22 protein-coding genes and 1 tRNA gene are annotated in these 23,072 nt (G+C 44.6%); 19 read left to right on the top strand and 4 right to left on the bottom strand.

All coding sequences use genetic code 11. The features are described 5' to 3' along the window. Positions 1 to 9: 9 nt before the first annotated feature. Positions 10 to 804: an ABC transporter ATP-binding protein gene (locus FGQ86_RS03545; RefSeq protein WP_033127157.1), complete on the top strand. Its 795-nt coding sequence runs from the start codon at positions 10 to 12 to the stop codon at positions 802 to 804. A 76-nt stretch (positions 805 to 880) separates the two neighbouring features. On the opposite strand, the gene FGQ86_RS03540 is transcribed toward FGQ86_RS03545, so the two are convergent. Further along, positions 881 to 1,504 carry an ECF transporter S component gene (locus FGQ86_RS03540; protein ID WP_033127143.1) on the bottom strand — a complete coding sequence of 208 codons (624 nt, stop codon included), beginning with the start codon at positions 1,502 to 1,504 and terminating at the stop codon, positions 881 to 883. Between the two features lie 88 nt (positions 1,505 to 1,592). Between FGQ86_RS03540 and coaBC the strand changes: the two genes are divergently transcribed. From coaBC to FGQ86_RS03520, 4 genes are all read left to right on the top strand, one after another. Beyond that, entirely contained in the window at positions 1,593 to 2,783 is a 1,191-nt protein-coding gene (gene coaBC / locus FGQ86_RS03535; RefSeq protein WP_138303029.1) for a bifunctional phosphopantothenoylcysteine decarboxylase/phosphopantothenate--cysteine ligase CoaBC, read from the top strand. A 51-nt stretch (positions 2,784 to 2,834) separates the two neighbouring features. Continuing rightward, positions 2,835 to 3,473 carry a lactate utilization protein gene (locus tag FGQ86_RS03530; protein WP_138303028.1) on the top strand — a complete coding sequence of 213 codons (639 nt, stop codon included), beginning with the start codon at positions 2,835 to 2,837 and terminating at the stop codon, positions 3,471 to 3,473. A gap of 11 nt (positions 3,474 to 3,484) precedes the next feature. Then, positions 3,485 to 4,567, top strand: coding sequence for a hypothetical protein (locus FGQ86_RS03525; protein WP_138303027.1), 1,083 nt, complete (start codon positions 3,485 to 3,487; stop codon positions 4,565 to 4,567). 194 nt (positions 4,568 to 4,761) lie between these two features. After that, a tRNA-Cys gene (locus FGQ86_RS03520) sits at positions 4,762 to 4,833 on the top strand. A gap of 217 nt (positions 4,834 to 5,050) precedes the next feature. On the opposite strand, the gene FGQ86_RS03515 is transcribed toward FGQ86_RS03520, so the two are convergent. Beyond that, a complete protein-coding gene (locus FGQ86_RS03515; RefSeq protein ID WP_138303026.1) occupies positions 5,051 to 6,259 on the bottom strand; it encodes a site-specific integrase in 1,209 nt (402 codons plus the stop codon). A gap of 92 nt (positions 6,260 to 6,351) precedes the next feature. After that, positions 6,352 to 6,558, bottom strand: coding sequence for a helix-turn-helix domain-containing protein (locus FGQ86_RS16580; protein WP_087151957.1), 207 nt, complete (start codon positions 6,556 to 6,558; stop codon positions 6,352 to 6,354). Between the two features lie 501 nt (positions 6,559 to 7,059). On the opposite strand from FGQ86_RS16580, the gene FGQ86_RS03505 reads away from it, so the two are divergent. From FGQ86_RS03505 to FGQ86_RS03475, 7 genes are all read left to right on the top strand, one after another. Next, positions 7,060 to 7,746 carry a response regulator transcription factor gene (locus tag FGQ86_RS03505; RefSeq protein ID WP_138303025.1) on the top strand — a complete coding sequence of 229 codons (687 nt, stop codon included), beginning with the start codon at positions 7,060 to 7,062 and terminating at the stop codon, positions 7,744 to 7,746. Continuing rightward, entirely contained in the window at positions 7,746 to 8,777 is a 1,032-nt protein-coding gene (locus FGQ86_RS03500) for a HAMP domain-containing sensor histidine kinase (RefSeq protein ID WP_138303024.1), read from the top strand. Before FGQ86_RS03505 ends, FGQ86_RS03500 begins: the two co-directional genes overlap by 1 nt. Positions 8,778 to 8,899: 122 nt before the next feature. Beyond that, positions 8,900 to 9,094: a Lar family restriction alleviation protein gene (locus FGQ86_RS03495; protein ID WP_138303023.1), complete on the top strand. Its 195-nt coding sequence runs from the start codon at positions 8,900 to 8,902 to the stop codon at positions 9,092 to 9,094. 170 nt (positions 9,095 to 9,264) lie between these two features. Then, entirely contained in the window at positions 9,265 to 9,930 is a 666-nt protein-coding gene (locus FGQ86_RS03490) for an ABC transporter ATP-binding protein (protein ID WP_138303022.1), read from the top strand. 12 nt (positions 9,931 to 9,942) lie between these two features. Then, a complete protein-coding gene (locus FGQ86_RS03485; RefSeq protein WP_138303021.1) occupies positions 9,943 to 12,312 on the top strand; it encodes an ABC transporter permease in 2,370 nt (789 codons plus the stop codon). Between the two features lie 111 nt (positions 12,313 to 12,423). Further along, complete coding sequence (locus FGQ86_RS03480; protein WP_138303020.1) at positions 12,424 to 13,638, top strand: response regulator; 1,215 nt, start codon at positions 12,424 to 12,426, stop codon at positions 13,636 to 13,638. A gap of 27 nt (positions 13,639 to 13,665) precedes the next feature. Next, entirely contained in the window at positions 13,666 to 14,082 is a 417-nt protein-coding gene (locus tag FGQ86_RS03475; protein WP_138303019.1) for a winged helix-turn-helix domain-containing protein, read from the top strand. A 62-nt stretch (positions 14,083 to 14,144) separates the two neighbouring features. On the opposite strand, the gene FGQ86_RS03470 is transcribed toward FGQ86_RS03475, so the two are convergent. Continuing rightward, complete coding sequence (locus FGQ86_RS03470; RefSeq protein WP_087151960.1) at positions 14,145 to 14,462, bottom strand: helix-turn-helix transcriptional regulator; 318 nt, start codon at positions 14,460 to 14,462, stop codon at positions 14,145 to 14,147. Positions 14,463 to 15,177: 715 nt separating this feature from the next. On the opposite strand from FGQ86_RS03470, the gene FGQ86_RS03465 reads away from it, so the two are divergent. The 7 genes from FGQ86_RS03465 to srtB all read left to right on the top strand — a co-directional run bounded on the left by FGQ86_RS03465 (position 15,178) and on the right by srtB (position 23,061). Continuing rightward, positions 15,178 to 16,338, top strand: coding sequence for a hypothetical protein (locus FGQ86_RS03465; RefSeq protein WP_087151962.1), 1,161 nt, complete (start codon positions 15,178 to 15,180; stop codon positions 16,336 to 16,338). A gap of 12 nt (positions 16,339 to 16,350) precedes the next feature. After that, entirely contained in the window at positions 16,351 to 17,388 is a 1,038-nt protein-coding gene (locus FGQ86_RS03460; RefSeq protein ID WP_243127145.1) for a lambda-exonuclease family protein, read from the top strand. Next, on the top strand, positions 17,388 to 17,798 hold the full coding sequence (locus tag FGQ86_RS03455; RefSeq protein ID WP_138303018.1) for a hypothetical protein: 411 nt from the start codon (positions 17,388 to 17,390) through the stop codon (positions 17,796 to 17,798). The genes FGQ86_RS03460 and FGQ86_RS03455 overlap by 1 nt, the downstream gene beginning before the upstream one ends. Next, complete coding sequence (locus tag FGQ86_RS03450; RefSeq protein WP_138303017.1) at positions 17,761 to 19,995, top strand: ATP-dependent RecD-like DNA helicase; 2,235 nt, start codon at positions 17,761 to 17,763, stop codon at positions 19,993 to 19,995. The genes FGQ86_RS03455 and FGQ86_RS03450 overlap by 38 nt, the downstream gene beginning before the upstream one ends. A gap of 80 nt (positions 19,996 to 20,075) precedes the next feature. Next, the gene (locus FGQ86_RS03445) at positions 20,076 to 20,939 is read left to right on the top strand and encodes a hypothetical protein (RefSeq protein ID WP_138303016.1); all 864 of its coding nucleotides are present in this window, start codon (positions 20,076 to 20,078) and stop codon (positions 20,937 to 20,939) included. A gap of 181 nt (positions 20,940 to 21,120) precedes the next feature. Beyond that, positions 21,121 to 22,251 carry a DNA primase gene (locus tag FGQ86_RS03440; protein ID WP_243127143.1) on the top strand — a complete coding sequence of 377 codons (1,131 nt, stop codon included), beginning with the start codon at positions 21,121 to 21,123 and terminating at the stop codon, positions 22,249 to 22,251. A gap of 12 nt (positions 22,252 to 22,263) precedes the next feature. Then, positions 22,264 to 23,061: a class B sortase gene (gene srtB / locus FGQ86_RS03435; protein WP_138303014.1), complete on the top strand. Its 798-nt coding sequence runs from the start codon at positions 22,264 to 22,266 to the stop codon at positions 23,059 to 23,061. Positions 23,062 to 23,072 lie beyond the last annotated feature (11 nt).

Raw genomic sequence — 23,072 nt, 5'->3', positions numbered from 1 at the left:
AATACAGAAATGAATATAGAGATCGAATTTAAGGACATCAAAAAGGTATACGGGGAAAAGGTGGTCATGGAGCATTTCAGCCTCCAGGTGAGAAAGGGAGAGTTTGTCACCATCATCGGCTCCTCCGGCTGCGGCAAGACTACGGCGCTGAAGATGGTGAACGGGCTGATCCGGCCCGATGCGGGTGACATTCTCATCCACGGGGAGAACATCCGGGACAAGGACCAGACCCGGCTGCGCCGGGGGATTGGCTACGCCATCCAGGGGAGCGTCCTGTTTCCCCACATGACGGTGGAGCAGAATATTTCCTATGTGCCCAGCCTGTTGAATGGCCGGGACAGAGCCAGGACAAAGGCGGCAGTGTCAAAGTGGATGAAGATCGTGGGGCTTGATGAGGAACTGAAGGAGAGGTACCCGGCAGAGCTCTCCGGCGGGCAGCAGCAGAGGGTGGGGATCGCCCGGGCGCTGGCCGCGTCCCCGGAGATCCTGCTCATGGATGAGCCCTTCGGTGCGGTGGATGAGATCACCAGAGGCCAGCTCCAGGAGGAGCTCCTACGGATCTACAGGGAGACCGGGATCACTGTGCTCTTTGTGACCCACGACATCGGCGAGGCGCTGAAGCTGGGGACAAAGGTACTGGTCCTGGATCAGGGGGAAATCCAGCAGTACGCCCCTCCGGCGGAGCTCCTCAGTCGGCCCGCCACTCCCTTTGTGGAGCGGCTTGTGGAGAGGGAGAGAAGGACCTGCCACCTGCCGGAGGAACGGCTGAAGGACTGTGAGTTCAGCGGCGCGGCGGGGAGGTAGAGGGGAGAGCGAGACCTTGCGGATGTGCTGCGGAACTGAAAAAATGCTGCCCGGCCTACGCCGGACAGCAAAAAACTTATATTCTTTTCATAAATCTCAGCAAAACCTTTCCCAGTGCCAGCACGAGAACCGCCGAGGCGATGGCTTCCGGGATGCCGGAGGCAGTGATGGTTCCCATGATCAGGCCCCACACGGCTGTGATGCCTACGTTCTGTGCCTGGGCGTACTGCTGGGCGAAGAGCAGGTAAATGCTGCCCATGACAGTCACTGTGTTGACCATGGCGCCCACAAATCCGGTGATGGGAAGGGCGATAGTCTGGTTCAAATGAACCTTCTCGAAGAGCTTCCACAGCCAGCCGGATACCACGCCGATGAGGATGCGGCATCCCACGGAGATCCAGAGGGCTTTCAGAACGCCGGGAAGTCCGGTGGTGCTCATAAAGGGCGAGAAGGCAAAGGACAGAAGGGTGGGTGCCATGGTGTTGCTTACAAGAGAGCAGATACCGAAGACGCCGCCTAAAATGCCGCCGGCCAGAGGGCCCAGGAGCACAGCTCCGATGATGACGGGAATGTGTACTGTTGTCGCCTTAATTACCGGGAGCTGGATCATGCCAAGCGGTGTGTTCGCGAGGACGATGACGATTGCTGCCATAAGTGCAACACAGACCATCCATCTGGTGTCACGTTTTTTTTCTTTCATTATTCAATTCCTCCTTGTTATCATTCCCGCTGTCGGGATATAATACAATTACGCGGAAAGTATAGCATGAAAGGAAGGATTTGACAATATGCTGAAAGGAAAGACAGTGATCCTGGGGGTGACGGGAGGGATCGCCGCATACAAGAGCGCCTATCTGACGAGCCTTCTCATAAAGGCCGGGGCGGATGTGCAGGTGATCATGACGGATCACGCAAGAGAGTTCATCTCTCCTCTGACCTTCGAGGGACTGACGAACCAGAGATGTCATACAGATACATTTGACCGGAACCACGAGTACAGCACGGAGCATGTCTCCCTGGCCTCCCGGGCGGATGCGGTGATCATCGCGCCGGCCACGGCCAACGTGATCGCCAAGCTGGCCTGCGGGATCGCGGACGATATGCTGACCACCACGGTGCTGGCCTGCGACTGTCCCAAGATCGTGGTGCCCGCCATGAATACTCGGATGTACGACAATCCGGTGACCCAGGACAATCTGGAAAAGCTGAGAAAATATGGCATGACTGTGGTGGAGCCGGCAGCAGGCCGGCTGGCCTGCGGGGACGTGGGCAAGGGGAAAATGCCGGAGCCGGACGTCCTCTTCCAGTACGTGCTCATGGCCTGTGCCTTCCCGAAGGATATGGAGGGAAAGAAGGTTCTTGTGACGGCGGGACCCACCCAGGAGCGGATCGATCCGGTGCGGTACATCACCAACCACTCCACCGGGCGGATGGGCTACAGCATTGCGAAGATCTGCGCCCTGCGGGGAGCCAAGGTGACCCTCGTGACCGGGCAGACGGCCCTGGAGCCCCCTCTCTTTGTGGATGTGGTCCCGGTGGTGTCGGCCAGGGACATGTACGAGGCCGTGGTGGCAAGGAGCGGAGATATGGATGTGGTTATCAAGGCCGCGGCGGTGGCCGACTACCGCCCGGCAGTTACAAGCGACGAGAAGATCAAGAAGTCCGGCGGCGACCTGGCCATCGCCATGGAGAGGACCGACGATATCCTGGGGTATCTCGGGCAGCACAAGAGACCGGGACAGTTCCTCTGCGGATTTTCCATGGAGACCCAGAACATGCTGGAGAACTCCCGGGCCAAGCTGGCGAGGAAAAACCTGGACATGATCGTGGCAAATAACCTGAAGGTGCAGGGGGCCGGCTTTGGGACAGACACCAACGTGGTGACCATCATCACGGCAGATATGGAAAAAGAGCTGGAGCTCATGAGCAAGGATGAGGTGGCAGTAAGGCTGCTGGACGAGATCCTGGCCCGCATTTAACAGGGAGACAGTTCCGCGCTATAATGGAGATAATAAAAGGAGGTATTACATATGGATGCAAACAGAAGAAAGAGAAATGAACTGGCGGCTCAGAGGGTGATCAAGGGCCTGGAGTCAAGGAATATGGAGGGCTACTATGCGCAGTCTAAAGAGGAAGCGCTGAAAAAGGCGCTGGAGCTGATCCCGGAGGGCAGCTCCGTGGGCTGGGGCGGTTCCATGTCCATCAAGGAGATGGGGCTTCTGGACGCGGTCTGCTCCGGAAATTATACGGTCTATAACCGGGATACCTGCAAGACGCCGGAGGAAAAGAGAAAGACGCAGCTTCAGATCTTTGACAGCGACTATTTCCTGTGCAGCACGAATGCCATCACAGAGGACGGCGTCCTTGTCAATGTGGACGGGACAGCCAACAGAGTGGCCTGCATTTCCTGGGGACCTGCCAATGTAATCATGATCGTGGGTATGAACAAGCTGGTAAAGAGCGTGGAGGACGCTGTGTCCAGAGCTCGCCATGAGGCGGCGCCTATCAATGCCCAGAGGTTCGGGCTGGACACGCCCTGCTCCAGGACAGGCGTGTGCGCCGACTGCAAATCCCCGGACACGGTGTGCTGCCAGGTGCTTGTGACAAGGTACTCCAAAGAAAAAGGCAGGATCAAGGTGATCCTTGTGAACGATGAGATGGGATTTTAAGGAGATAGAAAATGGAGATCAGACAGTTTATGGACTGCTTTCTCCCCATGCCTGTGGTGGGAAAGCTTGAGGAGAGCTGCTGGGGAGCCAGGGGCGTTATCCCCAGAGACCAGGACAATGGACTGGAGGACAAGGTGCTGGAGGATCCGGCCCTGACCGGCAAGGTGAATTATACATACTGGGACGGGACGATCCTGCGCGACGAGGATGGGTGCGGAAAGTATCATCTGTTTGCCAGCCGCTGGAACGAGGCGGATGGGTTTGAGAAGGTAAACGGAGAAGGAGGCTGGAGTGGCTCCCTGGCCGTGGAGGCGGTCAGCGACTGCCTGTACGGCCCCTATAACCAGAGGGAGCGGGTGCTCTGGCCGGACAGCCAGGGAGGACTGGGGCACAATGTGTACGTCTTCCGGCTGCGGGAGGACGATCCGGCAGGGAAATACGCAGCGATTGTCAGCGACACCCGGCCGGGAGATATTTTTACCACGGACAGCCTGGACGGGGGAAGATGGGTGTACCGGGGGCCGGTGAAGCTGGACCGGGGATATTTCTTCCGGGCCAACATCTGCATCATCCTGCGGCCGGACGGGGCCTACGAGCTGCTGAACAGAGATGGACTCATCGCCCTGTGCCGGGGCAGTATCCTGGACACCTTCCAGCTGGAGCAGGAAAATCTCTGGCCTCAGGTGGAGGGCCTGCCCACGGTGAACATGGAGGATCCGGTGCTCTGGTACAGCGGCGGCCTGTATCACTGTGTGGTGAACCAGTGGAGCACCAGAAAGGCCTTTTACATCATTTCCGAGAATGGACTGGACAGCTGGAAGCTGGCGGACGGGATTGCCTACTCGCCCACTGTGGATTTCCTGAGATATGAAAATTCTGATGTGGTCAACAGGTGGGATAAGATCGAGCGGCCCGGTGTATACATGGAGTACGGGATCGTGAAGGCCATGACCTTCGCTGTCCTGGATCTGCCCAAGGAGGAGGACAAGGGAAACGACGGCCACGCCAGCAAAGTGATCGTGGTTCCCTTTGACGGCGAGGCCCTCAACCGGTTCGCGAGAGAACAGTATTATGGGAAGCAGACAGAGCTCTGAAAAATTTCTCCTGAAAATTTCTAAATCTTTTCATTGACGAATGGGTTTCAGTTTGCTATAATATGAGTGTTCCGCAAAAACGGGACACTGTGGCGCAGTAGCCAAGTGGTAAGGCACAGGTCTGCAACACCAGAACTACCCCACTCAGTTATGTGCCAGAACTTTGACAAATCTATACCATATTTTTTAATCATGGCGCAGTAGCCAAGCGGTAAGGCGTGGGTCTGCAACACCCTGATGCACCGGTTCAAATCCGGTCTGCGCCTCTCAAAAAGCCCGGAAAATCAACGTTTTTCGGGTTCTTTTTATTTTTCAAGGCTTGTAAAAAAATAAGGTGGCAGATTTTTTTGACCAACAAAAATATTTTTCTTGTATCACCTTTTCTAAACTCATTCCAACAAAAAATTTTAAACTTAAGACCGCCAGAAACCGCATAAAATCGAATATAATCGGTTCATAAGGTGGACGATAAGGTGGACGGATTTATGCGATTGCATCCACCAGATCCACTTTCTTTTGTGAGTCAGTATGAAAGTAAGTCTTTATGACTACATCATAGCTGTCACCTAATAATTCCGCCGCATCTTTCAGCTCACCCATATTAGTTGTTTTTCGGACAATATTAGTCGCAAACGTATGTCTGAGAGCATGGAGGGAATATTCCTGGATTCCTGCTCTTCTGCATATTTTGACTAAAGTATTCCTTATGTTTTGTAAAGTTGGGCTGATATGATTTTGAGTCGCAAGAATTAAATCTTTCTCAAAATAGTTTGTATCGTATAGCTCAAGCATACACTGAAGACAAAAATCTGCTTTTTTGTTCAGTGGAACTATTCTAACGCTGTTCGGATACTTTGGATCTGTAAGAACTAATTTAGTTTTTGTTTTTGCGTTCTTGTCGCGGTTTTTTACACGGCTTAAAGTTTTATTGATTTTGACATAGCGACGCGAATCTTTCCAAATAATTTTTGATTTTCCTAATGCAAGAAGCTCACCTCCTCTCAGACCGGTATTCAAAAGGAATACAATAGCCGGACCATATCGGTAAAGGAAGCGTTCATTCCGGTTAGGACTGGGCATCATTGCGATTTCCTCGATGATCGGAATATCCTTCTCATCTATAATCTCAATCTCTTTTGTTTCCACGGGCAGAGAATTCTCTGCCGGTATAATAACGGAATTCATGATTGAGTAGTTATTCGGGAGCTCGCCCATATTTTTCGCGTGCTTTATCATTGCTGACCAAAAGAGATAGATTTTTTTAATGGACGAATAGCTCAAAGTATCTTTATTTGCATTGATTGTCTGTGTAATATCGTCAGCGGTTAAGTTGATGAAAGACAGCCTTGCTGCTTCTGTATCCCGTATATGGGTGTTATATGTCCTTTCCAGACGGTCCAGGCTGCTCTGCTTAAATATACCAGCCTCAACGTAAAGTGATTTGCGATAAAGGTATTTCTGAGCATAGTCACATACTTTTATATTGCTGGTAATCGCATCCTGTATCGCAATCTTGACCTTCCATTCATCCAGTAGTTTCTTCGCTTCTCCTTTGGTGGGTGCGCTAAATTCTTTATCCGGTAGCCCTTTCTTTCTGTATCGGGCTGTCCATCCTCCTCTCTTATTTTTAAAGATAGATCCATCACCCTTGGATCGTCGTTTCTGCTGTGTACCTTTCGTTGTTGTTGCCATGATTTACTCCTTTCAGAGCCAAAATCGTGCCAACTAAGGTATGGGTCTATTGTAATATAGATAAATACCTGTGGCAATCCCTTGGCCGCATCCTAAAAAAACAATTCTTTCCCGATGTTTTTCTTCAGAAAGTCCTGTATGGATGTAGGAGAAGTAAAATACTGCCGACCGATTTTAGTTACCGGTAATATTCCACTATCAAGCATTTCTCTTGTTTTGGTTTTACCTACTCCGAGCATCTGTGAAATCTCAAGTACGGAATAGGCCCGGAAATCATCCGGATTTATTGTTTTATTCAAAAAAACACCTCACTCTTATGTCAGATTAAAAAAGGCTGCCACCGGTTCAGTTCCTGTGCCTTTTTCTTTGAGCCACGTATCAGGTCTGGCTATGCCAGGATTAAGCTGCAGGTACGCGGAATGCAATACTATCTGAAGCGCCTCTATGACCACCGGGGCAGGTATGAAATTGTCAAAGGACAGATATCAGGGGAAATAACCCTTTGTAAAAAAGAAACGGGAGAATTAAATTTTTTGGAATTTTTTAATCTATATAACTGAAATTTACACGTATGTTTTCGTATTCCCTGTCTTGTATTGGTCCTATTGTTCTCATATAATCGAAGAGTAGGTTTCAGAATTTTTTGAAAACTATCTGAGCAGAAGTAAAAAGAAGAAATCTGGTCGAAAAGAAGAATTGCTCTATTTTTTTGCGGGAAGACATATTGTTTAGGATAGTTCTGCAACAATTCAGACTTAAAATATAAACTGTGGCAATATGCAAGGAGAGGATGTGAGCACATGAAAACCATATTGATCGTGGAGGATGATATGATTCTGAATAAGACTTTGGCTTATAACCTGACCTCTGACGGTTATGAGGTTACATCGGCTTATAAATATCATGATACAGTAAACTATCTAAAGGAGAAGGAATTTGATGTGGCTTTGCTGGATATTAACCTGCCGGATGGAAATGGTCTTGATTTATGCCAGGAAATTCGGGGGCGAGGCCAGCATACTTATATGATTTTTCTAACTGCCAATGACAGGGAGAGCGATATGCTGAAAGGCTATGAAGCAGGTGGTGCAGATTACATTACAAAGCCTTTTTCTGTGGCGGTGTTGTGTAAAAAGATTGCTGCTGTATTTGACAATATGGAACTTCGGACACCACGGCATGATGTGTTTGACGATGGATTTTTAAGAATAGATTTTTCTGAGCAGACTGCCTCTTTATCTGGAAATCTATTGGAGTTTACGCCAAAAGAATATCGAACGCTATATCTGTTTGTTAAGAATCCCCGCATTATCCTGACGAAACGCCAACTTTTGGAAAAGCTGTGGGATATTGATGGAGATTTTGTGGACGAGCATACGTTGGCGACCATAATCAGTCGGATACGTAAGAAGATTGAGATAGACGAGCGTAAGTATATCAAGACAGCATACGGAATGGGGTATCAGTGGATAGGTGGTGACTCGTGATGGGATTAAAAGATTTATCTGTACGGAAATTTTTAAGGTTATTTTTTACAGGAATCATTATGATTGCTGTTATCCTTCTGCTTGTTCTGTTCTGGATGACAAGGGATATACGGGTAGTAGGATATGGGCTGCTCTTGACGGTGATTTTGTTTGCGTGGGTAGCCATTTTCCTGCATTATTTTGAAAAAAAGCTAGAGCTATTTACGGATGGATTGTGCCGAACTCTGGATGATATGATGGATCATGCGGTCTGTCCGGAAACAGACTATGAAGCGGAAACGTTGTTCTCACGAATTAGTCACAGGTTGGAGCGTCTTTACAATGTCATGCGGAAAGACCGTGAAGTGATTGCAAAGGAAAAAGGTGAGCTTCAATCACTCCTGTCGGATATATCTCACCAGACAAAAACGCCCATAGCCAACCTGAAGATGTTGAATGAAACGCTACTGGAACGTCCAGTGGATGAAGAAAGACGCCATGATTTTCTGATGGCTACGAGAAGCCAGCTTGATAAGCTAGATTTTCTAATTCAAGCAATGGTAAAAACATCCCGATTAGAAACAGGGGTTATAAAGTTGGAGAAAAGAAACGAACCAATGGCAGATACATTAACGTCTGCGATCAATGGGATATTGGCGTCGTTGGAAAAGAAACAGATCGTCTTGTCAGTGGACTGCCCGGATGAACTGTCTGTTTCCCATGACAGTCGCTGGACTTCTGAGGCATTATTTAATTTACTGGATAATGCAGTAAAGTATACGCCGGCAGGCGGTAATATCCGTGTGGTAGTACAAGATTGGGAAATGTATCTGCGGATTGATGTGTCTGACAATGGGCGTGGTATTCCTGAAAGAGAACATGCGGCGATCTTTAAACGGTTTTATCGGGAGGAGTCCGTGCATGATGTGGACGGTATCGGCATCGGCCTGTATCTTGCCCGTGAGATTATTACTATGCAAGGCGGATATATTAAAGTTACATCAGAGGTTGGGAAAGGTTCTACTTTTTCTGTTTTCCTGCCACAGAAATAGTTAGGCGGCGGTCTGTAAATACAGACTGTCGCCTAAAATTATTGAGTGATTTTGGATTTAGGACATTTCTGTAACATTTGAGCTTTATATTATCCTTATCAACCAGAAAGGAGGTGCGTTCTATGATTGAGCAGAAACAGTATGTTTGCCCATGGTGCGGGGGCAAAGATGTTGTTGAGGGGATTCAATCCACTTATGCAAAAGTTCAGCCAAATAAAACTTTGACACTTAAAGGCGAAAATTTGGTTCATGTAATTTGTAAAAATTGTGGTACGGTAGTTCGCTCTTATGTAGAAAACCCTCAAGTCTTTGAATAAGGCAGAACACTTCTCAACAGGGGAGCAGTTTCTAAGGCTCTCCTGTTTTGGAATGAACTATTCTGCTATGAGAGTTTCGGTCTATTCGCAGTGTTGGTTCCAGTACAGTTGGCAGCGACCGGCGCAGTAGCGTTCCGCATTTATTGTAAACAAAGAAAGGATTGAACATTATGAACGTTTTACAGACTAATAACTTGAAAAAGTGTTACGGTACAGAACCGAACATTACCCACGCTCTTGACGGAGTGAATTTTTCCGTAGAGGAAGGCGAATTTGTGGCTGTTGTTGGTACATCTGGCTCTGGCAAGTCTACTTTACTCCACATGATGGGTGGCCTGGATACACCTACTTCTGGTAGCGTAGTAGTGAGTGGAAAAGAGTTGGCAAAAATGAATGACGAGCAGCTTACTATTTTTCGACGCCGCAATATTGGATTTGTATTCCAGAATTATAATCTTGTGCCAATCCTTAATGTATATGAAAATATCGTCCTTCCGGTGGAATTAGATGGAGATACGGTGGATCAGAATTTTATGGATGAAGTGGTAAAAATGTTGGGTTTGGAAGATAAGCTCCAAAATATGCCGAATAATCTTTCCGGCGGACAGCAACAACGGGTTGCCATAGCCCGCGCATTGATTGCTAAGCCAGCAATTATCTTGGCTGACGAGCCTACTGGAAATTTAGACAGTAAGACTAGCGCTGATGTTCTCGGCTTGCTTCAACGTACCAGCCGGGAGTTTAATCAAACTTTGGTAATGATTACACATAACAGTGAGATTGCTCAACTTGCGGATCGCATTGTGCGAATTGAGGACGGAAAGATTATTGCATAAGGGGGATGGGCTATGACTTTACCATTTGAAAATAACACAAGTGCTGTAATTAAGCGTATATCAAATAGAAGTATAATGGCAAATAAGAAAAGAAATTTTTTTACTGTAATTACAATTGCACTTGCGGCTGCACTTCTGTTAGCAATTATGCTTTATGGATTTGGAACTTCACAGGCAACTATTAACAGGACAAAAGATACTGCGCAAATCGTACTGATGAATATTTCGCAGGAGCAGGGGGATAAATTGTATGAACAGGATCAGATCGATTGGATTGGCGAGTTTACGCTTGTATCGACTGAACAAGTAAATAATTCTGTTTTTTACATGCAATATGGAAATGATGAAATGTTTAAAGCACAAGATATGACATATAGCGGAAATATCCCCGTTCTAGCAAATGAAATCATGTTGCAAAAATCCTTTTTGGAAGAATTAGGATATAGCACAGACCTGGGCCAAACTATTTCCATTCCCCTTTCTGACGGTGAAATATTTGAGTTTACCTTATCTGGCATTATAAATGTTGAGATGGGAGATATAGGTAGCTATATGGGGATGGTATCGAAAGAGTATGCCAATCAACAAAATGGTGGATCAGCCTCGCTTGATTACTATATAGGACTGAAAAATGCGGAAAGTATGACTGAAGATGAAGTAACGGATTATGCAAATTTACTGGCAGAAAAATTAAACATTTCTAATGAACAGGTGATCGTCCGGTCTAATTATTTTGTGACAATGGAAAGAGGTCTTTTCAATAGTGATATGTATCTCTATCTTTTAGTTGGAGCAATTACTTTTATCGGCTCTGGAATTGTGATATATTCGATTTTTTATATTTCTGTTGCTGAGAATATAAGAAATTACGGGCAACTTCGCACGCTAGGAACGACAAAAAAGCAAATCAGGAAAATTGTATATCGAGAAGGTAAAAAGTTGTCATGGATTGGTATTCCAATAGGTTTAATGGTAGGAAATCTTGTTGGTTATTTTATCATCCCTGATGGCTGGAACTGGCTTACAACTTTAATTATAACAATAGTTGTGGCTTTGTTTGCATTTGTAATTATAATGTTTTCTATCCGTACACCCGTAAAGAAAGCGGCTCTTGTATCGCCGATTGAAGCAATTCGATATACCTCTTATCAGGGGAAGATAAAGAAAAGTTCTAAATTACACAGAAAAATTTCTACTATGGCATTAGCAAAAATGAATCTCTCTCGAAATAAGAAAAAGTTTTTGCTGACCATTACTTCTTTGTCGATTGGAGGGATTTTGCTTGTAATAGTATCTACTCTTATGATTTCTTACGATGGAGCAGCGGAAGTAAGAGGAAAGAGTTTTCCATATGGAGAATATCAACTTGAATTGAATGAGAGTGATGAGGCGTCTGTCTCACAATTACAGGCGCAGAATATATTCAATGATGATTTTGTGAATGAGATTACAGCTTTAGATGGCGTTACAGGAGCAAAACGATGGTATTCTATTGATGCAATTTGCTATGTTAATGGTTCAGAAGTAAAAAACGTACAGGGCTATACCAGAGATGAGGTTATTGGACTGGAAGAAAATCTGTTAGAAGGTACTGTTGACTATGATACGTTGGTTTCACAAAAAGGAGTAGTTTTATTGCAGGATCGAGCGGATGACGGATATTGTTCTGCCTCGTTGGGCGATACTATCGATATTCAGGCTACAAATGCAACAGGAGAAAATGTTACGGAAACATTTACAGTAATGGGAATTGCAAGTAATTACCAATATGCCGGAAATAAGAAGTGCTTTACGATGCCATCAGATCTTATGAACTCTTTTATGGGGACAGATTGTACTGCCATTTTAGAAGTTAGTACGGAATCACAAAAATCTGATGATGTTGAAGCAGCATTGACACAAGTAGTAAATAATAATCCTGGGCTTTCAATTTATACTTTCCAGGAAAGCCTTAATTATTATACGTACCAACAGCAATTTATGAATAGTGTTATGTTAATTGTTGCAATCTGTGTGGCATGTTTCTCATTGATAAATCTTGTGAATACATCAATTACTAATTTCCTTTCCCGCAGACAGGAAATCAGTGTTTTGCAGGCAGTCGGATTGAGCCTCAAACAACTTTCGCAGATGCTTCGGTATGAAGGCATAATTTATGCGGTGGTTACTACTTTCTTTACAGTAGTTATTGGTTCAGGATTAGGCATCTTGTGTGTAAATGCAATTAAATCAGCAAATCCATACTATTTTTATAAATTTCCGTGGCCTGTGGTTTTAGTGTATTTGTTGTTTTTGATACTCGTCCAAATTATATTAACTGTATTCATGACAAACAGTTTAAAACATCATTCTCTTGTCGAACGCATTAAGACTGTGGAATAAAATAAGTATAGACAGTAGGTCATTGCCTCGGTGTGTTTTGATATTAAAGAATATAGAATCCAAAATAATAATTGGATTTTAGGACATATAGTACCATAAGAGGTGGCTGAGATGAGGAAAATTCTAATTATAGAAGATAATGATGCATTGCGATATATGATTAGTTTAAGACTTAAATATGCAGGATTTCCTACGGAGACAGTAACGGGAGTAAATGAGGCGAAAGAATATCTGAAAAAAGAATGCCCCTTAATTGTATGTACAGATGTTAAGTTGTGGGATGGAAATGGATTGCTGCTTTTATCGTATATTAAGCGAAATTACCCGGCATTGCCCGTTCTGGTAATGTCTAGTTATGAGAGAGACGAATACGAAGCTCAGGCAAAGCGGCTTGGGGCAGAAAGCTACATCGATAAGAGTGAAGGAACTTTAATGATGGAGACAATTATAAACTACGCGAATAGTTTTTTGCCCGCAGAGGAGAAAGTCTTTCGGTATCGTATACTTTATATATCAGATTCAGAAAAACAGATTGCAGAAATGCAAACAAATTTTGCAGAAACAGAATTTCGGATTTTGGGCATCAGAAATCAGATTTTGGCAGAAGACTTAGTAATTAAAAATATTGGTGTTCAACTGATCCTTTGCGATGCTAATACAGAATTGGGAGGTGCAATGAACCTTCTCTACACGTTTAGGAATCATTCACTTTTCAAAAGGTTTTGTGAAGAAATTCCACCTTGCTTTGTTATAGCGGACAATGCTACAGATGATAGAGAACGATACATTTCAGCAGGAGCAGAAGATGTAATATTTGTGCCAAAAGATAAAGGAAGTATAGTCCGTAAGGTAAGAGAATTTATAGAAGATGGGGAAATACATAAAATAACAATTAATGGTTTCTCTGATATGCCGGTTATTACAGATGAATTTTTGAGACCTTTACTTCAAGTAATCAGATCAAGTGATTTATTATATATGGTATTGAATATGAGAAAGATGATTACTGAGAAGTACGAGGAATATTTCTGTCAAGTGATTAATACAAACAGGGGAATTGGATGGTTCCAGTATACATATATTACGAATAGACTAATCAATGTTGATGATCTATATAGAATTATGGAGAGACAGATCCTTTGCTTTGAAGTGGACGGAAAAAAGTGCTTTGAAAAGTTTGAGATAAAACAGGAACAAGGAACAGCAGTTATATATCTAAAATGTTCGGAGTATCTGTATCAACTCTGCAGAAATAAAAATGTTAGAATGAAATTTCGTTATTCTAAAAATATAGTCACAGAACTAAATCTGTTCGCAGAGCCCTGAGAGTCATCAAACTGAATAAATATTAATATGAGATTTTACGCGAGGTGGTGGTACTATGGGGAAATTCTAATAATTCCATTTGAAAAAAGTAGAATAGAAAAATCAAATAATGTTTTTGAGGAACCAATGCTGTTTAGTGAACAAACGATTATATACAAGAATCTCAAAATTATTCCAGATCAGAGATACATCTTTCAAGATGGTAAAGAAATTAATCTTTCAAGATTAGAGTTCGACACTCTACTTTATCTTCTCCATAATATAAATCGGGTACTCAGTAAGGAGCAGATTTATGAAGCTGTCTGGAAACATGAGACAGATGACTATATAAACGCAGTAACCTGCGTGATATACAAATTAAGGATGAAAATTGAACCAGATCCTTCTCATCCGAAATATCTTCAGACAGTGCGCGGTGTCGGATACCGGCTGTCTTCATTATAAACAGAATCCCCTGGATCATTCATTGATCTGGGGGATTTTACTGTCTGTATTTCCATTATCTTCTATTTGTGTTTTGCCGCCAGTCGGTTTAAGATAGAGATGACGGCAAGCAGATCCTCTTCATCCAACTGCTTTAGCAGCTCATTTGCCTTTTGCTGCAATGGGATGTGATGCAGCTCATCATCAAAGAATTCCATAGGGGTAACGCCCAGGTAATCACAGATATCGAGAAAGTGGTTCATTTTGGGGAGATTGCGTCCGGACGTAATGGACTGGATATATGTCTTATTCCGTCCAAGATCCAGACTCATCTGATATTCTGACACATTTTTCTTCAAACGAAGTTCTGTTATGCGGTCCGCAATAAATTTAGAATCCAAAATATCACCTCTTTCTACTTTGAAATTTTATACTATTTACAGACATGAAATTACGGAATAAAATATATGTATATTCTTTTAAAAGCAAAATAAGATGTTTTAAAAACAGAATATTATATGATTTATAGTTCCAGTATGTCGGGATATTATGCAATAGGGGGAGTGACGGAAGTGCGGGTAACAGGAACACAGAAGGAAGTGGACTGGATGATCCAGACATTATCAAACGGATGTGAGAATTGTCCATTTTTCACAGAATGTAATAGTCAAGCTGTAATAGAAGCCGCAGAACGACAAGACGGATATTCCGAGCTAAGCTGCTGTGACTTTTTGCGGAAAAAGATTGAGATTATTATTGAGAGTAAATAACATGATATATGGATTTGAATAATTGACACACACTATATATTGTGTTAGTATACGAGTGTATTATTGTTTATGCGTACCCCTTGTGGGGAAGTTCTGGGATAGATGAGAATCCCGGGCATGAAAGATGACAGGATGATCTGTCATCCGAGCATAGGTTGTTTATGATTGTAGACAGGTGCCGTAGACTGCCCGCGTGGGTGTTTATGGCGTTTTTTATATTTAGGCAGATCTGCCACAACGATAAGAATGGATAAGAACGAGTATGTTTTGTCCATTCTTTTTTTATTGTCAGAAACAGCTTCGTGCTGTTGATGAATAAATCATTATATGAAAGGTGGAAAGAAACATGAATGAAGCAAATGTGTACGCGGATGGGTTCTGTACTCAGTTCGCAGAAGAAGGGGATCTGATGGAATTCCTGCGGAACCGAATGAATCACTGTAAATGGCTGCGAAAACCGACAAAAGCGCTGCGGCTGATCCCTATGGAGGACGAGAAGGTAAAGAAAGCGTATGCGGGGCTTCCCCAGTATGAGGAAATCCTGTCAGATACGAAAAATCACACACAGTTGATGCTGAAAGTGCCGGGAACTGATTTCCCGGGTGAATATCTTCCGGTCAGAGACTGCGCCATCCATACAATCTTATCACGGGCGGGAGTCAAAGGAGACGGATTAAAACGTCTGGATCGGAAACGGTATGCCAGGATTGTGAACATGTGCCTGCAGACTGCAAAAGGATTATCATTGATCCGGCTGTCTGATGGAAAGGTGGCGGCTGTTCATGGAGGAGATGTGACGGATTATAAAATCCTGAATATGGAACAGATCTTTCAGGAGACGATCTTCTATCTCTATAAGAACTATCCTGGAACAAAGTATATTGAGTCTTCGGGCTCATATGATCACTCTTCTGCTACAGCTATGTGGGAACTTTCAGGAAATCCGGAACTTGTGGATGCCTACCAGAGTGCTTTGAAACAGTACGGAATTAAGCGCCAGGTTTATGCACCGGCACTTAGGCTTTCTACATCTGATGTGGCGGCTAAGAGCGTTACAATCAGTCAGATGCTGCTCTGTGACAGCAATAACCAGGTGATCAACCTGGGAGATCCGATTCGCATTTCCCATTCCGGGGAAGCAGATATTGAGTATTTCAAGGAACAGTTAAATCAGATTTATTCCCGTTATAAACAGGCAATCGAAAATTTGGAGAAATTACTTGAGATTCCGATTGAACATCCGGTTAATACCATGATCGGTCTGATCAACAAGCTGGATATTGGAAAAAAGATCGGGAGCGAGGCGGTTGACCTCTTTGTGGCACAGAGCGGAGAAGGGCCTACGAATGCGCATGAAATCTATTATGCGTTGAATGAGGTTCTTTTCTTTGCGGCCTGCAGAGGAAGCGGCAATGCCCAGCTCTTAAGGCTGGAGGAAAAACTGATGCGAATGCTGAAGTATGACTGGAGCGAATTTGATGTATCCGGAACCGTTGCATGGAAATAAAGGAGGACATAGATGCTGAATTTGAACTATGAACCAAACATTATTAAGAGTACAGCAAATCTGACAAGGGAGGAATGGCTGAAGGACCGGCGGCTTGGAATCGGAGGCAGTGAGGCTTCGATTGTGATGGGGGTTTCCCCTTGGGCTACAAGAAGAGATCTCTACTACGATAAGATCGGATGGAAACCGATCCGGATCGATCCAGAGGAGGACAACTGGGTTGCGAAACAGGTCGGAAATCGCCTGGAAGAGTTGGTCGCAATGATCTTCTCAAGAAAAACTGGGCTTGAAGTATACGAAGATAAGAATATGTACAGCCATCCCATGTATCCCTTTATGATTGCGGATCTTGATTTTGTAATTGTTTTTCCGGATGGAACAAAAGGGATTCTGGAATGTAAAACCTGCAATTATAACAGCCAGTTCAAGTGGAAAGATAATCAGGTGCCAATTAATTATGAGTGGCAGTGCCGTCATTACATGGCAGTTAAAAATTATAAGGTGGCCTATATAGCCTGCCTGTATGGAAACAATGACTCGGAGTTCTTTATCCGCAGGATTGACAGAGATCTTGATCTGGAAGAACAGCTCATTGAGAAAGAAAAATATTTCTGGATAGAGCAGGTGCAGGTGAGACGGGAGCCTCCGTATGAGGAGCAGCCGGATCTGGTGCTGGAGAGTATCCGCCGATATGCCGGTACGCCGGATCAGACGCTTCCGCCAATTAATCTTGATGAAGAGGATAAGAATCAGATTGACCGCTATCTTCAGTTGGCGGAACGGAAATCGCGTCTGGATGCAATGAGGAGAAAGATTGAACAGGAGCAGAAAGCCTTAAGTATTCCCTTTGTGGAGAAACTGGGGAAAAATTGTTCAGCAGTACTGTTATCTGGGAATGACAGATACAGAATTACTTATAATCCCACCAACAGAAAAATTGTGAATAAAGAAAATATCACGAAGCTGGAGAACCTGTATCCGGATGCCTATGCTGACGTAGTGTCTGAATCTGTCAGTCGCACTTTCCGAGTGAAAAAGGAGGCAGCCTGATGGATACAAAGGTAAAAGCATATATCTGTTCTCCGTTATCTGCGGAAACAGATCAGGAAATTCAGCAGAATATGGTGTATGCAAGACGGTGTGTGGCAGAGGTTGCAAAAGAATTCGGATACCGGGCTTATGCACCTCATGCATATTTACCGGAGCTGCTGGATGACCATGATCCGGAAGAAAGGGCGCTTGCCCTTTCTTTCGGGATATCGGTGTTGGAGCACTGCCATCTGCTTATTATCTGCGGCAGTCGGATCAGCAGCGGTATGGAGATTGAGATTAAAAAAGCATTTCAGGATCAGATGGCTGTATTCCGGTATTATCCGGATAATAAGCAGACGCTGATCCCGGTAAAGGATTGGAGGCAGTTGGATGAAATGCAGATTCCAGTCAAAAATATTTCAGAATGAAGCCAACGGATATACGATAGCAGCTTATTGGACTGCAGATCCTTCGATTCCAAACGAGGCAAGGAAAAAGCCGGCTGGTAACGGATTTATAATTACGGCAGTAGGGAATGATCTTCCGTTGATCAAAAATCTCACATATGAGCTGACCGGATACTGGGTAAACAATCCGAAGTACGGTACGCAGTTTGAAGTAGAAACACATATGGAGATTGTAAAGAGAACGAAGGAAGGAATTATCGGCTATCTGTCATCGGGGGCTATCCGGGGGATTGGAGAAAAGACAGCGCAGGCAATCTTTGACCGTTTTGGACTGGATGCCTTGGAGATTATGGAGCAGCATCCGGAGGAACTCTTAGCAATCCGCGGAATCAATGAGAAAAAGCTGGATGAGATCAAGAGCGCTTATAATGAAAATCAGTGCTTTCGGGAGTTAATGACATTTCTTGCACCTTACAAGATAACATCAAGTCAGGTGAAGAAAATTCTTCTTGAATTTGGCTCGATGGCGCCGGAGATTATTCGGCAGCGCCCTTATAAACTCTGCGAGATCAAAGGCTTTGGCTTCCTTACAGTTGATAAGATTGCGAAAAAGTTCAATGCGAACCTGAATGATCCCATTCGTATTGCAGGCGGTATTTCATATTTGATGAAAAAAGCGGCCAGCGAGGGGGATCTATATTTGTATCAGAAGAGCCTTATATCGAAGGCATTGGAACTATTGAATGCGGAATTGCCCCAGCAGGCTGTAAATGAACGGCAGATCCAGAGGGTTTTGTATCAGTTGGCATTGCAGCGTGATCTTATTGTGGAGGGAAACCGTATCTATGAGTATGGTTTCTACGAAATGGAAAGGGAGACGGCAAAAATGCTTGTCGCTCATCTGCTGGATAAAGTACCGCTCTATAATGTGGAGAAAGAGCTGGAAGAAGCGCAGCAGGTGTTGAATATCCGGCTTTCAGAAGCACAGGCGAAAGCAGTACGCATGACATTCGCACATCCTGTATCTATTATCACGGGAGGACCGGGAACCGGAAAAACAACGGTATTGAAGGTGATCCTCTATATTCAGAAACAGTTGTGTGATGATCAAGTGCAGTTGATGGCTCCTACTGGGCGTGCCGCAAGAAGGATGGCAGAAAGTACTGGTGAAGACAATGCTTCTACAATGCATTCCGCACTGGGTCTTGCAGGAGATGATGAGCTTAATGAGGATTTTGAATATCTGGATGCGAACTTCCTGTGCGTAGATGAATTTTCCATGGTAGATATGCGGCTTGCTTACGAGTTTTTCCGGCATATTAAGCGGAACGTCCGTATTCTGTGTATCGGAGACGCAGATCAGCTCCCCAGTGTAGGACCCGGAGAAGTGTTCCGGCAGTTGATCGAATGTGGACTGATTCCGGTTACGGTATTGGATCTGGTTTATCGGCAGGCAGAGCACATCAGAATTTATGAAAATGCACAGCGAATCAAGGAAAACACCGGAGCTTTGCATACAGGAGATGATTTTCAGATCCTGGAGTGCAACGGTGCAAAGGAAACCGCTGCTTTGGTGCAGAAAGTCTTCCGGCAGGAACTTCAGGATAAAAGCATAGATGATGTTCAGGTACTGACACCCTATCGGAAACGCGGTGCTGCCAGTGTAAATGAGCTGAATCAGGTGCTAAGGGAAATTGTAAATCCCCAAGACAGCCGGAAACGGACGATGACGGTTGGCAAACGAAAGTTTCGGGAAGGCGACAAGGTTATACAGACAAAGAACAGGGATCTGGTCAGTAACGGAGATATGGGAATCATCCGGCAGTTCTTTCTGGACGAGGAAGGCAGGAAGAAAGCAAAACTGTTGTTTTCGGACGACAGGGAGATTATCTATTCTGCCGAAGATATGGATGAGATTGAGCTTGCTTATGCAACGACTGTACATAAATCACAGGGCTCAGAGTATCCCGTAGTGATCCTTCCGTGGATCAAGGGCTTTTATACCATGCTGAACCGTCCAATTTTATATACTGCTGTGACCAGAGCAAAAGAAAAGCTGATTATAGTAGGGGAACAGGCAGCATTATATCAGGCAATCCGGACGGATAACCGTGGTATGAGAAAAACAATACTGGCGAAACGGATTGTTGCAGAATATCATACTGCAACTGAAAATGTACAGGAAACAGATTGTGAACAATTAAAACTGGCAATTTAATTTCCAGAAAATGAGGAAAGAGCGGATTCTATTCTATAAGGGATGATCTGCTCTTCTTTTACGAAAGGAGAAACGACAATATGAGTGAACCATTATATAACCGTTCAAAGGCGGTCGCTGCATTGAATCGGATTGATGGATTTGAGCCGATGGAGTTTGCAAGAGTGATCGAAAAGGAGGGAAAAGAACCACAGCTTTATCTGGATGTGAAGTTTAGAAAACTTTGGTTCCGGCTGTGTAATCCGAATGGAAAGATCAGTAAAAAGATTATTTCTCTCAATGAGAATATGGCGATTGTTGAGGCAAAAGTCTATCTGGATAAGGAAGATCAGCCAGACAGCTATGTGGCCTGCGCCCTGTCTCAGAAATTTCGGACTGATGATCCGAAGTTCGGTGATAAATTTCTGGAAACGGCGGAGACAGCCGCAACCGGACGCGCTCTTGCAGATGCAGGATACGGGATTCAGTTCATTGAAGGGGAAGAAAATGATTCCAATTTAGAGATGGAGGAACGTGATCCAAGTCCGGTGGATTCTGGTATCCCAATTCCCCAGGGCGATCCTCACTTTGAAAACCAGAATGCTTCTCAAGGGGTACAGAATCAGAATTATTATTCTAACGCTGGATATCAGTCAGCACCACAGCCTATGTACAGAACTGCTCCTCCAAATGGGGGAACCACATATCCCCAGGGGCGGACGGCAGGAAAACAGGCATCGGCGGCTTTGGACATAAGAAAGCCTGTGGATGAGCTGATCCGTCTGTTGAATTTTGAGCAGGCAAAATCTGTTGTGATTGATGGGAACGGTGTAAACAGTGGAAAGACAATGGGGCAGCTTGCAATAGAGAATCCCGGATTTTTGCAGTGGTATGTGAATAACTACAAAGGACGAAATAATCTGCTCCGAGCTGCAGCACGGGTACTGCTTGAACAGGCGGCCTGAAGATAATTGTTAGAATGCGACTCCCCGCGGGGAGCCGCAGAAAGGAATTGGCATGAGACACCGCGTAGAAGAGTTCCCTTTCCGCATCCGGGATGTACAGGAATTAATGGGTCTACGACCTGTCCGTATTCATGCAGAGGACAGTGATTTTAACTGCATCTTCTGTGGCGGAGAGGCGAAAATGAATATTAATTACCGGAAAAATGTTTATGGCTGTGTGAAATGCGGCGCCGGAGGCGGGATGCTTAACCTTTATGGCAGCTATTATAATCTAACCGCGAGGGAAGCGTATGACGAGATCTGCGAGAAACTAAGTCTAGGAGAACCTGCCGAAGCTGTTGAAGCTGCAAAGGTTCTTGCCCAGGAAGATATAGAAAAGGCTGTGCCTGAAAGTATCAGAGCTTCAGAGAATGAGATCCATCATACATATTCAATGCTGCTCTCCCATTTAACTCTTTCAAAAAAGCACTTTGAAGATTTGACAACACGCGGATTGACAGAGGAGCAGATCCGCCACGAAGAATATCGCAGCACACCTGTTTTCGGTTTGAAAAAGCTGACGGAGACTTTGATTGAAGAAGGATGTACCGTACAGGGAGTGCCGGGATTCTATCAGGACAAAAACGGACAGTGGACGCTAAATTTCCATAACAGAAATTCCGGGTTCCTGATTCCGGTCAGGACGATTGACGGAAAAATTCAAGGAATGCAGATACGAGCGGATGAGGTGATAGATGACCGGAAATATGTCTGGTTCTCCAGCGTAGGCAGAAATATGGGAACATCATCTGGCAGTCCGGTTCATATGATCGGTGATGCGGACGCTGAAGAAGTATATGTTACAGAAGGCCCGCTGAAAGGAACGATTGCTCACTATATGACAGGGAAAACATTCCTATGCGTAGCAGGAGTTACACAGTATAAAAAGATGCCGCAGATTCTGGAAGCATTGAAGCAGAGGAAGCTGGTACGGGTAAACGAAGCATATGATATGGATAAACTGATCCACTGCGCTGTCCGTCCGGTGGTATGTCAAACGTGTATTAAACGAACAATGTGTGAATCTTACAAGGGATTTTGCTTGCTTAATGATTCGATTTGCAGTCAGGTGTCAGAAATACTCTGCCCCCGCCTTCAAGTGAAGCGGGAGAATATTCAGCGGGGATGTATGCATCTTTACCGGATCTGTAAGGAACTTTTGCTTCCCTGCCAGAGAATGGTCTGGTGTCTGGACGATAAAGGCGAGTGGAATGGCGAGAACAAGGGAATTGATGATTATTATGTGGCTCTGAAACAGTCAGAGCCACAGTGAAAGGAGAACAAGATGAAAAAGAAGTATTGGAAGTATTTTCTCATTTTTATAATATGTGCGATGGCATCCGGTGCGTTGACCTATTCAATCTTGCATCTAATGAAAGCACATCAGGACTACGAAGACAGCCGGGATGTATACGAAGAGCTGGAAGATGACTTTATCGAACATCCAGACACTCAGGACGAAAGTCAGCCGGATACAAACGATGGGAAATATGAATATCTGCAGATAGACTTTGACGGACTACGGAAAGTCAATCCGGATGTGATTGCCTGGATTGACATACCGGGAGGCGGGATCAGCTATCCGGTGCTTCAGGGGGAGGATAATTCATATTATCTTACGCATCTGGCATCCGGACAGTTTGGGATTAGTGGAAGTATTTTTATGGATTATCATAATCGCCCGGACTTTTCGGATCAGAATACGATTATATACGGTCATAACATGAAGGATGACAGTATGTTTGGAAAACTGAATGATTACCAGGACAGAAACATATATGAGGAAAATCCCTTTTTTTATATCTATGTGCCGGGAAAAGTAATGAAATATCAGATCTTTTCGTGTTATGCAGGCTCAGTAAGTGGCGAGGCATATATCTACTCGTTTCCTGAAATATCAGATTTTATGGACTTTACAGAAGCCATCATTTCTTCTGCTGATTATGAAACAGGAATAACTGTCGGAGAAACCGACAGAGTGGTGACATTATCCACGTGTGTCAGTTCCGGACGAAATTACCGGTATCTGGTACATGGAAAATTAACAGAAGTAAACGAGCTTAGGTATTTAGAAAAAATCTAGGGAGGAGCGAT

The sequence above is a fragment of the Clostridium sp. BSD2780061688st1 H5 genome, from assembly GCF_005845155.1.
Lineage (GTDB): Bacteria > Bacillota > Clostridia > Lachnospirales > Lachnospiraceae > Claveliimonas > Claveliimonas intestinigallinarum.
Note: the sequence above shows the minus strand (reverse complement) of the source record. Positions and strands in the feature narration are given on the sequence as shown.